Annotated in this window: 7 protein-coding genes; 2 read left to right on the top strand and 5 right to left on the bottom strand. The window is 45.0% G+C overall.

Annotation, left to right across the window (positions count from 1 at the left end):
* Positions 1–45: 45 nt before the first annotated feature.
* Together G603_RS0101200 and G603_RS0101195 are read left to right on the top strand one after the other, a co-directional pair.
* The gene (locus tag G603_RS0101200) at positions 46–609 is read left to right on the top strand and encodes a TIGR01440 family protein (RefSeq protein WP_026525469.1); all 564 of its coding nucleotides are present in this window, start codon (positions 46–48) and stop codon (positions 607–609) included.
* A gap of 253 nt (positions 610–862) precedes the next feature.
* A complete protein-coding gene (locus G603_RS0101195) occupies positions 863–1,801 on the top strand; it encodes a Uma2 family endonuclease (RefSeq protein WP_035791533.1) in 939 nt (312 codons plus the stop codon).
* Between the two features lie 53 nt (positions 1,802–1,854).
* Here G603_RS0101195 and carB read toward each other — a convergent pair whose 3' ends face one another.
* The 5 genes from carB to G603_RS0101170 all read right to left on the bottom strand — a co-directional run bounded on the left by carB (position 1,855) and on the right by G603_RS0101170 (position 11,739).
* Positions 1,855–5,139, bottom strand: a complete 3,285-nt coding sequence (carB, locus tag G603_RS0101190; RefSeq protein ID WP_026525471.1) for a carbamoyl-phosphate synthase large subunit — start codon at positions 5,137–5,139, stop codon at positions 1,855–1,857.
* A 74-nt stretch (positions 5,140–5,213) separates the two neighbouring features.
* Positions 5,214–6,413 (bottom strand): carbamoyl phosphate synthase small subunit, encoded by a 1,200-nt coding sequence (locus tag G603_RS0101185; protein WP_026525472.1) that lies wholly within the window; start codon positions 6,411–6,413, stop codon positions 5,214–5,216.
* A 228-nt stretch (positions 6,414–6,641) separates the two neighbouring features.
* Positions 6,642–10,517 (bottom strand): phosphoribosylformylglycinamidine synthase, encoded by a 3,876-nt coding sequence (locus G603_RS0101180; RefSeq protein ID WP_026669058.1) that lies wholly within the window; start codon positions 10,515–10,517, stop codon positions 6,642–6,644.
* A gap of 149 nt (positions 10,518–10,666) precedes the next feature.
* Entirely contained in the window at positions 10,667–11,254 is a 588-nt protein-coding gene (locus tag G603_RS0101175) for a TetR/AcrR family transcriptional regulator (RefSeq protein ID WP_026669057.1), read from the bottom strand.
* A gap of 17 nt (positions 11,255–11,271) precedes the next feature.
* Positions 11,272–11,739, bottom strand: coding sequence for a hypothetical protein (locus G603_RS0101170; protein WP_026669056.1), 468 nt, complete (start codon positions 11,737–11,739; stop codon positions 11,272–11,274).
* Between the last annotated feature and the right edge of the window lie 190 nt (positions 11,740–11,929).

Below are 11,929 nucleotides of genomic sequence, written 5' to 3'. Positions count from 1 at the left end.
TACATCACTTCAGTAGGAACATCACAATAAAAAAGGAAAAACATCATGAATTTTGAAGAAATTACAGCCCAGAGCAGACAGGCAGTTACAGAAATACTTGAAGCAGCTAACCTTAAGAAAGGTTCCATTTTTGTCATCGGTTGCTCATCCAGCGAAGTCCTTGGCGATCAGATCGGTACCGCCACAAACGTGGATGTGGCAAATGCCGTATATGACGGAATAATCCCCGTACTTAAAGAACACGGAATATATGCAGCTGCCCAGTGCTGCGAGCATCTAAACAGAGCTCTTGTAGTTGAGCGAAAGACTATGGAAAAATATGACTTTGAGCAGGTAAATGCCATCCCTCAGCCAAATCACGCAGGCGGTGCCCTGGGAACAGTATGCTATCAGAGATTCGATGATCCGGTTCTTGTTGAAAGCCTTAACTACAAGGCAGATGCAGGAATTGATATTGGCGGTACCATGATAGGAATGCACATGCACAGCGTCGTAGTACCCATGCGCATCTCTCTTCGTAAGATTGGCGCAGCGCCTATAATCTGTGCCCGTCACAGGCCCAAATATGTAGGTGGTCAGAGAGCCATCTATGATGAAAATCTCATGTGAAAATTAAAGAAGGGTGCAACCTTCAAGGTACCTAAGAAAGTGCTCTCCTCTTACACCAAACTTCTTAAAGGTAAGAGAGACAACGGATTGAAGGTTACTAAGTAATACTTTAAACATGTGCTGAAAGGGTCATTTAAAAATGGAGACTGCAATTTGCAGTCTCCATTTGCTTTGTATATAATAGGATGCTATAATATATAAAACTATTGTATATTATTGATATTTATATCGCAACATTTCCAGGAGGAACCAAATGACCATAAAACAGATGCGTGAGATTAAGGAAACCAGGGGATACAGCTATAGCCAACTCTCAGAATATACAGGAGTGCCATCTATCACACTCCAGAAGATTTTTACAGGCAAAACCAAGAATCCTCGTAAGGCTACTTTGGATGCTATAGAACGGGTTCTTTCAGGCAATGAAGCTACTTATCAGGGCAAAGCTTATGAGTATGGTTCGTCAGGATTTAGCGGAAATACCGGCGATACTTTATTTGATCTACAAAATACTAATAGCTCCATGCTGATGGAGGGAACTCCTGCTTTTAGCTCTGATGAAACAACAAATGGCGACAATACTTTAAGGCAGCCCACACCCGAAGGTATAAAATATGGAAGTCCCTATAAGAAACAGGGAGAATTTACTCTTGAAGACTACTATGCTCTTCCTGATGAGCAGAGAGTTGAGCTTATTGATGGAGTGTTCTATGACATGCCATCACCTAGAATTGTTCACCAGGATATCTCCTATGTAATTCATTCCGCCATAGCTGATTTCATTAAGAAAAACAAAGGAAAGTGTAAGGCATTTTCTGCACCAGTTGATGTACAGATAGACTGCGACGATAAGACTATGGTTCAGCCCGATGTTCTGGTTATCTGTGACAGAAGTAAAATAAAGGTTTTTGGCGTATATGGTGCCCCGGACTTTCTTGTGGAAATACTTTCAAAATCCACCAGAAAAAAGGATATGACAATCAAGCTTGCAAAATATGAGGAAGCAGGTGTGCGTGAATATTGGATAATTGATCCGCATAAAAAGTGCCTGATAAAATATAACTTTATGGATGAGGATTTTATTCCTGAAATAATGCCTCTTAAAGGGGAAGCGCCTGTTGCTATCTATGATGGTAAGCTTAAAATTAGTTTGGATGAAATAGCAGCTTCCATCGAAGAATTTGGTGAATGAGAATAAATCTGAAAAAGCAGCAGCGAAGTTCATCGCTGCTGCTTCTCATTTCATTATATCTTTGCAATATCTACAAGCTCTAAAGTGTCTTCTTTATATGCATCCTCCAAGCTTGTTACAAGTGCTCTTGCTGTATCAAGGGCTGTAATTACATTAACGCCTGTCTCGATTGCTGTGCGGCGGATCAGGAATCCGTCACGGGTCTTGTCTCGTCCCTGAGTAGGTGTGTCGATTACAAGGTCTATTCTGTGTCCAAGGATAAGGTCGATGACTGTAGGTGATTCCTGACTGATACGGTTGACCTTACGGGCTTTTACTCCATTCTCATTAAGGGTATCTGCTGTGGAACGTGTAGCGTAAATTATATAGCCAAGCTTTTCAAAGCGTCTTGCTATATCAATTACTTCACCCTTATCAGAATCCTTAACGGTGATGATCATCTGCTTATGCTTGGGAAGCTTTATGCCTGCTCCAAGGAAAGCCTTATAAAGAGCTTCACTGTAGGATTTGCTAATACCAAGACACTCACCTGTACTCTTCATCTCAGGTCCAAGGCTTATCTCCGCTCCTCTGATCTTTTCAAAGGAGAATACCGGCATCTTGATGGCGATGTGCTCAGCTTCAGGCTGAAGTCCCGGTGTGTAGCCAAGGTCTGTGAGCTTTTTGCCCATCATTACCTGCGCTGCCAGATCTACAATCGGAATACCTGTAACCTTACTGATGTAAGGAACAGTTCTTGATGATCTGGGGTTAGCCTCGATGATGTAAACCTCATCTCCCACTGCTATAAACTGTACATTTATAAGTCCGATTACATGAAGAGCCTTTGCAAGTCTCTCTGTATAATCAGCGATAGTCTGCTTAACCTTATCGGAAAGTGACTGCGCAGGATAAACAGAGATTGAGTCACCTGAGTGAATACCTGATCTCTCGATATGCTCCATGATACCGGGGATAACGATGTTCTCTCCGTCGCAAACCGCATCAACTTCAGTCTCAACACCCTGAAGATATTTATCTACCAGGATGGGGTGATCCTGAGCAATTCTGTTGATGATGTTAATGAACTCTTCGATCTCCTGATCGGAAAGTGCTATCTGCATGCCCTGTCCGCCAAGTACGTATGAAGGTCTTACAAGTACGGGATAGCCAAGTCTGTTAGCTACTTCCTTTGCTTCCTCCGCGGTGTAAACAGTAGCACCCTCTGCGCGTTTAATTCCTGTCTCTTCAAGGATTCTGTCAAAGATCTCTCTATCCTCAGCAGCATCAACATCCTCTGCTTTGGTTCCGTAGATCTTAACACCCATTTTCATAAGGTCCTGAGTGAGCTTGATTGCTGTCTGTCCGCCGAACTGAACCACAGCTCCGTCGGGCTTTTCAAGTCTTACTATATTCTCGACATCCTCAGGTGTAAGAGGCTCAAAGTAAAGCTTATCTGCTATATCAAAGTCAGTTGAAACTGTCTCAGGGTTGTTGTTGATGATGATGGTCTCATAGCCTTCTTTTTCAAAAGCCCATGTAGCATGAACTGAGCAATAGTCGAACTCGATACCCTGACCGATTCTGATAGGGCCTGAACCGAGAACCAGGATCTTCTTTTTGCCTGATCCCTCTCCTGCTGCTTCATTCTCCTCATCACTGTCTCCGTAAACTGAGTAGTAGTAAGGAGTCTCAGCTGCGAACTCTGCGGCGCAGGTATCAACCAGCTTGTAGGCAGCCTTAATTCCATAGAAATCTCTAAGACCTTTGATGGTCTCTACCGAGAATCTTGTAAGTCTGCTTATTACTTTATCCGGATACTCAAGTCTCTTAGCCTTAAGAAGAGTGTCATAGCTTATGATCTTCTTAGCTTCTTCGAATTCAGGTACGTTTTCTTCAGAGACCTTATGTCTTGCTATGGTGCTCTTTTCACCGAGTCTTAAAAGCTTAAGCTCCATCTTTACCAGTGTGTGGATCTTGTCGATGAACCAGTGGTCGATCATTGTGATCTCGTGGATCTCATCATGGCTCATGCCGCGGCGAAGTGCCTCAGCGATAACCCATATTCTCTGGTCATCCACAACTGTAAGACGATCTTTTAATTCATCATCATCAAGATCTGAAAAATCGTAGCTTGTAAGGCAGTCCACATGCTGCTCCAGTGAACGGATTGCCTTCATCATTGCACCTTCAAAATTGGTGCAGATACTCATTACCTCACCGGTAGCCTTCATCTGAGTTGTAAGGGTACGCTTAGCTGTAATGAATTTATCAAAAGGAAGTCTCGGGAACTTCACTACACAGTAATCCAGTGTGGGCTCAAAGCTTGCGTAGGTCTTTCCTGTGATGGCATTCTTGATCTCATCAAGGGTATAGCCCAGGGCTATCTTTGCTGCAACCTTGGCAATGGGATAACCTGTTGCCTTAGATGCAAGAGCTGATGAACGGCTAACTCTGGGGTTAACCTCGATTACACAGTACTCAAAACTTGTGGGATGAAGCGCAAACTGTACGTTACATCCACCTGTGATCTGCAGCTCGTCGATGATGTTAAGAGCTGCGCTTCTTAGCATCTGATACTCTTTATCGGTAAGTGTCTGAGAAGGTGCAACTACGATACTGTCACCGGTGTGAACTCCGACAGGGTCGATGTTCTCCATGTTGCAGACTGTGATGCAGTTACCTGCACTGTCTCGCATTACCTCGTACTCTATTTCCTTCCAGCCTGCGATGCAGCGCTCAACAAGAACCTCGTTTGCTCTTGAAAGTCTGAGTCCGTTTTCAAGGATTTCCTCACACTCTAATCTGTTGTGAGCGATACCGCCGCCTGATCCGCCAAGAGTAAATGCAGGACGAAGAACTACAGGGTATCCGATTTTTTCTGCAAAAGCTACACCGTCATCTACGTTATGTACTACAAGAGATGCTGCACAGGGCTCGCCGATCTTCTCCATGGTATCCTTGAATTCCTGGCGGTCCTCAGCTTTCTTGATGGTCTCTGCTGTTGTACCAAGAAGCTTTACTCCGTGTGATGCAAGGAATCCTGATTCTGCAAGTTCCATACCAAGGTTAAGTCCTGCCTGTCCACCAAGGGTAGGAAGCACGCTGTCGGGCTTTTCCTTTTCAATGATCTGCTCAAGTACTTTCACTGTGAGGGGCTCGATATAAACCTCATCAGCGATATCTTTATCTGTCATAATGGTTGCAGGGTTGGAGTTAACAAGGACAACCTCAATGCCCTCCTCCTTAAGGGAACGGCAGGCCTGAGTTCCTGCATAGTCGAACTCCGCTGCCTGTCCGATTACAATCGGTCCCGAACCTATAACCAAAACTTTTTTCACATCTTTATTCTTTGGCATGTTATATCCTTTCCAAAAATATTTACCCTCATCCGGCGCTACGCGCCACCTTCTCCCTCTAAGGGAGAAGGCTTTTATTTGCGCATCATATCAATAAACCTATCAAACAAATATCCGCTGTCCTGGGGGCCGCAGCAGGCTTCCGGATGGAACTGAACTGTGAAAATATTTTTGCCCACATATTTAAGACCTTCGTTAGTTCCGTCATTTACATTGACGAAGGCCGGTACAGCGATGCTCTTATCAAGCGTATCTGTATTTACAACATAACCGTGGTTCTGTGATGATATGTAAACTCTTCCGGTTTCAAGATCCTTAACGGGATGATTACCGCCGCGGTGTCCGTATTTCATCTTGTAGGTATCAGCACCTGTAGCAAGGGCCATAAGCTGATGTCCAAGGCAGATTGCAAAAATCGGCACATCTGATGCGTAAAGCTTCTTGATCTGTTCAATGACTCCCGTGCACTCCTTGGGATCACCGGGGCCGTTACTAAGCATGATTCCATCGGGCTTATCCTTAAGAATCTCCTCAGCGGTTGTATCCTGAGGATAAACTGTAACGTCGCATCCTCTTGCTGCAAGGGATGCTGCGATATTGTCCTTTGCACCCACATCAAGAAGTGCAACCTTTAGTCCTTTTCCGTTAAGCTCTCTTACAAGGCTGGGACGCTTTTCTCTCTTGGAAAGGTCACCCTTAAGTGATGCCTCAAAGTCTTCTTTTTTGAAAACAGCGCTTCCTGAAAGAGGTCCGTTATCACTGAGGTCTTTGCTTCCTGCGATGAACTTTTTCTCTTTGCAGGATACCTTCTCAACAACCTTACCTGTGTTATATGCCTTGAGCTTCGGGATGATCTCGTCCACGTTGTAGTTCTCATTAGTGGTGATCATGCCGTTCATTGTTCCTTTTTCACGAAGGATGCGAACAAGTTTCCTGGTGTCTATTCTCTCAATTCCGGGAATGTCATATTCTTCAAGGAATTCCTGAATTGTCTCATCACATCTGAAATTAGATGCAACATCGGACAGTTCTCTTACTATCACGCCGTCAAGCCAGATTCGCTCTGACTCCATGTCGTCTTTACACACGCCGTAATTACCGATAAGCGGATAAGTCATGCAGACAGCCTGTCCTGCATAGGATGGATCTGTAAATACTTCAGTATAGCCTGCCATGGAAGTGTTAAAAACGATCTCGCTTATAACTTCCTTTTTGGCGCCTATGGCATGCCCCTTAAAAACAGTGCCATCCTCCAAAATCAAAAATGCTTTCATTCGCTCCTCCTATAATTAGCCCTCATCCGGCGCTACGCGCCACCTTCTCCCAGGGGGAGAAGGCTTTTCTCATCTGCTTTCCCCCTCTGAGGGAAGGCTTTTCTCATCTGCCTTCCCCCTCTGAGGGAAAGCTTTTCTCATCTGCTTTTCCCCTCTGAGGGAAGGCTTTTCTCATCTGCCTTCCCCCTCTGGGGGAAGGTGTCAGACGAAGTCTGACGGATGAGGGTCTTATTTGTAGTACTTCACACCACTCTCAAATATCTTCATATCCTGCTCACCGAAGATATTTACTGCTACGCCGTCGCCGCGACGCTCTGAGTGACACATCTTACCAAGACATCTTCCGTCCGGTGATGTGATACCTTCAACAGCCATGTAAGAACCGTTGATGTTCCAAAGGTTATCAAGATGTACCTGTCCATCGGGATCGCAGTACTGAGTTGCAATCTGTCCGTTCTCAAAGAGCTTCTTAAGAACGTCTGTAGGTGCTACGAAACGTCCCTCACCGTGTGAAGCGGGATTGGTGTAAACACCGCCAAGCTCAGCGCCCTGCATCCAGGGTGACTTGTTACTTACAACCTTGAGGTAAGCCATGGTTGAGATATGGCGTCCGATTGTATTGAAGGTAAGTGTAGGACTATCCGGTGTCTGACCGGTAACTTCGCCGTTAGGTACAAGGCCAAGCTTGATCATAGCCTGGAATCCGTTACAGATACCAAGTGCAAGACCGTCTCTGTTCTGAAGAAGGTCGTTAACTGCTTCCTTGATGCTCTCGTTCTGGAAGGCTGTTGCAAAGAACTTAGCACTTCCGTCAGGCTCATCACCTGCAGAGAAGCCGCCGGGGAACATGATGATCTGTGCCTGTTCGATTGACTTCTTGAACTCAGCAACAGACTCTACGATGTCCTGTGCGTTTCTGTTTCTGAAAATCTTAACTATTGTATCAGCGCCTGCTCTCTCAAAAGCCTGAGCTGAATCGTATTCACAGTTACTGCCGGGGAATACAGGTATGAAGACTGTAGGCTTTGCAACCTTGTTCTTGCATACATAAACCTCGGAAGCCTTGTATTCTTTTGTAAGTGCGCCGTCATCAAAGATGCTCTTTTTATCTGCGCTATCTGTATCATCCTCGGAAACAGGTGCAACTGAAGGAAATACTTTTTCAAGCTTGTTCTTCCAGTTTGCAAGTGCATCCTCTTCAGAGATCACTACATCGCCAATAGTGAACTTGCCATCATCTGTTACAACACCGATCTCTCTTGCTTCTCTGAGAGCAAGTACATCGCCTGCCTTATCTGCAGGAACCTCAAGAAGGATGTTACCGATTCTGTTGGTGAAGAGGTCTTCATTCTTTACACAGCCTGCGATTTTTACACCAAAGCCGTTACCAAATGCCATGCGGCTGATTGCTGCTGCGACGCCGTAGCAGTCGATAGCGTAAGCTGCTTTTACATAGCCCTTCTGCATGAGGTCGTGGATCTCATCATAGCGAGCCATAACCTTTTCATAATCAGGAAGGTCAAACTCATCTCTGTCGATAGGAAGCTCGATGAGCATATCTCCTGCTGCCTTCAGCTCAGGTGTGATTACATCCTTACCCTTTGCAACATCTACTGCGAAGGAAACAAGTGTAGGCGGAACGTTGATCTCGCCTGATGCTCTCTTTTCATCACCTTCGTAGAAGAAGGAGCCTGACATTGAATCCTTACCGCCGATTGAAGCGATACCGAATCTCAGCTGAGCTTCAAAGGATCCAAGAAGTGCTGTGAGAGGCTGACTCCATCTGGTCTTGTCAGCTGTCATTCTCTGGAAGTACTCCTGGAATGTAAGGTGGAGGTTCTTGTAGTCACCACCAGTAGCCACGATTCTTGCAACTGACTCTGTTACTGCGTAAGCTGCGCCGTGATAAGGGCTCCACTTTGAAAGATAAGGATCAAAGCCGTAAGCCATCATTGTAACTGTATCTGTCTTGCCGCCAAGAACAGGAAGTTTTGCAACCATAGCCTGTGTCTCTGTCAGCTGATATTTTCCGCCGTATGGCATTGTAACTGTGCCTGCACCGATAGATGAATCGAACATCTCAACAAGGCCCTTCTGTGAGCAGACATTCAAATCTTCCATCTCGGCAAGCCATGCCTTTTTAACATCATTCTCTGCAAGGGCCTTGGCTGCACCCTCACTTGCGATTTTATCTAAATAGTTATCTTCCTTGGAGGGAATGAGAACTTCAACTTCTGTCTCCTGGTGAGCTCCGTTGGTATCAAGGAAAGAACGCTTGATATCTACGATTTTCTTACCTCTCCACTTAAGGACAAGTCTGGGCTCCTCTGTAACAACTGCAACCTTAACTGCTTCAAGGTTCTCTTCTGCTGCGTACTCAAGGAACTTATCAACCTGAGAAGGATCAACAACAACTGCCATTCTCTCCTGTGACTCAGAGATTGCAAGCTCTGTTCCATCAAGACCTGCGTACTTCTTCGGAACCTTATCAAGATCAACATCGAGACCGTCTGCCAGCTCACCGATAGCAACGGATACGCCGCCGGCACCAAAGTCGTTACACTTCTTAATAAGCTCAGAAACCTCAGGTCTTCTGAAAAGTCTCTGCAATTTACGCTCTGTAGGAGCATTACCCTTCTGAACCTCTGCGCCGCAGGTAAGGATTGAATCTGCTGTATGAGCCTTGGATGAACCTGTAGCACCGCCGCAGCCATCACGTCCTGTACGTCCGCCAAGAAGAACGATGATATCTCCGGGATCTGAGCTCTCACGGATTACGTGTTCCTGAGGAGCAGCACCCATAACCGCACCGATCTCCATACGCTTTGCAGCGTAGTCGGGATGATAAACTTCTTTTACATAGCCTGTTGCAAGACCAATCTGGTTACCATAGCTTGAATAACCTGCTGCTGCGCCGCGAACAAGCTTCTTCTGTGAAAGCTTACCGTTAAGAGTATCAGCAACGGGAACTGTGGGATCAGCCGCACCTGTTACACGCATTGCCTGATATACATAACCTCTTCCTGAAAGGGGATCTCTGATAGCACCGCCAAGACATGTAGCAGCGCCACCGAAGGGCTCGATCTCAGTAGGATGGTTGTGAGTTTCGTTTTTGAAAAATACAAGCCAGTTCTCTTTTACAGGGCCGTTACCGTAGTCAACATCTACAGGAACAACTACTGTGCAGGCATTGTTCTCCTCAGACTCTTCCATGTCTGTGAGCTTACCATCTTTTTTCAGCTTCTTCATACCCATAAGAGCGATGTCCATAAGTGAAATGAACTTCTCGCTGCGCTTTGCGGGATCTGCGTAAACATCCTCTCTTGCGCTAAGATACTTATCATAGGAAGCCTTGATAGGCGCCTGATAAAAGCCCTCGTCGAAGCTTACACTCTTAAGCTCTGTGCCGAAGGTTGTATGACGGCAATGGTCAGACCAGTATGTATCAAGAACGCGAATCTCTGTCATTGAAGGATCGCGCTTTTCATCATTATGGAAGTACTGCTGAATCCACTTGAAATCGTTGAAGGTCATGGCAAGACCGAATGACTCGTAGAGCTTTTTAAGCTCATCCTCAGCCATATCCTTAAAGCCATCAAGAATCTTTACATCCTCAGGCTCATCAAATACATCCACAAGTGTCTCGGGCTTTGCTTCATCTGCGATTCTGGAATCAACAGGGTTCATGGTGTAATCCTGAATCTGCTTAAGCTCAGCATCTGTGATATCGCCGATAAGCATATATGTAACTGCAGTGCGGATAACAGGCTCCTCGTCACCCTTTATAAAGCGAACGCACTGAACAGCAGAGTCAGCTCTCTGGTCGAACTGTCCGGGAAGTGCCTCAACGCTGAATACTTTTGCTCCTTCCGGAATCTCGATCTCCTCACGATAAAGGATATCAACAGGGGGCTCAGAAAAAACTGTGGTGCATGCCTTTTCAAAGACCTCATCGGAAACATTCTCCACATCATAGCGGATGAATTCCCTTACCTTGGACACGCTCTTAATACCGAGATAGCTTTTGATCTCGCTCTTAAGTTCCTTTGCCTTTCCGGCATAGGGTGCCTTCTTTTCAACATAGATTCGTCTGACTTTGCTCATAAATCTCCTCCTATATTAACGCCAGTCTATAATTAACTTAGTCCGTTCGGATACGGATACAGTAACGGACCAAAATACGGTCGCTAACTGTAACCAGCTCCAGTTTTAAAAATGTATAAAAGAAATGCCTCAAGAAAAATCTCGAAGCATCAATTACCACCGGGCATTAAGCCCTCCAATATATACAAAAGCTCACGGTCAACCGCGGCCTCGCTAACACCGATAGTTTTAGCGGAAACTTTAAGACCCTCAACCACATACATGAGATTGCGGGCACATCCATAGGGATCAGCACAGATGAATTCACCTGCACGAACACCATTTTCAATTAATGTCTGAACAATCTGGATACCGGCTTCGAACTGTTTGCGAAGCGGATTGTCTCCAGCTGTTATATCTTTTTCTGCGAAATATTCATAAGAAGCAAGAACAAGACTCTTCTTGCGAAGAATCTCCTTTTTCTGCTCTTTCAAGAAAAGAGCCAGCATATCGCCGGCAGTAGCGTCTCCTGTGAGCGCTTTTGAGATAGCTTCATCATCGTCATCATCGGGTTCATCAGACAGTACGGCAAGGAAAATCTCCTCAGTGGATGAGAAATAGAGATAAAGGCCTCCACGGCTGATGTCACAAGCTTCCACGACATCCTTCATGGTGACGTTCTTAAATCCCTTTTCTGAAAATACCTCACGGGCTTTTTTCAGAATGTATTTTCTTTTCTGAGCAGACTTCTCACTCATTCAAAAGCTCCCGTTAATTAGTAAGACATCGTTCCCCAAAAATGAATCAGATCATCCATTTTAAAAACCAGTGCGTACAGGACTCCGGTGTAAACACCCTCTGCCCAAACAGTACCCTTGGTCATTCCCTCCAGAATGTATCTGGAAAGCAGTCCCGCAAGATCGTCCATATCGGTTATCTCAGCATTCTCAATGAACTTAAGCTCATCCTTATAATTGGTGATATGATTTCTTGAATACACATAGTGATAATTGCGATTCATCATACCGGTCTGCTGAGCCTGCTTGACGAAACTAAGAAGCGTCGAATCATAAACAGGAAATGGCATAGAATTGGACAATTCGCTGTTGGAATAGCTCTCTGCCACCTGCTGCTTGGTGTGTTCCTTAAGCCAGTCAATGTAAGGTGCAAGTGTTGCCACATCGTCCTTGTATCTGGCTAAAATATCCTCTACACTGTTTTCGCCGTCTTTTCCTTCAAACATGTAACCGCCCCCTCGCATTTAGTCGAAAATGTTTCCTAAATTCAAAGAAAAATCCCTTGGAACACTTTATCTCAATGAATTATAACATAAGAGATAAAAAAGTGAAGATGGCAAATTGTTCAATTAATAGTTTTATGAAATGCAGGTTGCTGACATATTTGTGCACATGGGTTTCCAGAACAAAAATGTC

It is taken from the genome of Butyrivibrio sp. AE3006 (genome assembly GCF_000424165.1).
Classification (GTDB): domain Bacteria; phylum Bacillota; class Clostridia; order Lachnospirales; family Lachnospiraceae; genus Butyrivibrio.
Note: the sequence above shows the minus strand (reverse complement) of the source record. Positions and strands in the feature narration are given on the sequence as shown.

Coding starts and splice junctions, on each gene's coding strand:
- G603_RS0101200 (WP_026525469.1), top strand. CDS start 46: ATGAATTTTGAAGAAATTACAGCCCAGAGCAGACAGGCAGTTACAGAA.
- G603_RS0101195 (WP_035791533.1), top strand. CDS start 863: ATGACCATAAAACAGATGCGTGAGATTAAGGAAACCAGGGGATACAGC.
- carB (WP_026525471.1), bottom strand. CDS start 5,139: ATGCCAAAGAATAAAGATGTGAAAAAAGTTTTGGTTATAGGTTCGGGA.
- G603_RS0101185 (WP_026525472.1), bottom strand. CDS start 6,413: ATGAAAGCATTTTTGATTTTGGAGGATGGCACTGTTTTTAAGGGGCAT.
- G603_RS0101180 (WP_026669058.1), bottom strand. CDS start 10,517: ATGAGCAAAGTCAGACGAATCTATGTTGAAAAGAAGGCACCCTATGCC.
- G603_RS0101175 (WP_026669057.1), bottom strand. CDS start 11,254: ATGAGTGAGAAGTCTGCTCAGAAAAGAAAATACATTCTGAAAAAAGCC.
- G603_RS0101170 (WP_026669056.1), bottom strand. CDS start 11,739: ATGTTTGAAGGAAAAGACGGCGAAAACAGTGTAGAGGATATTTTAGCC.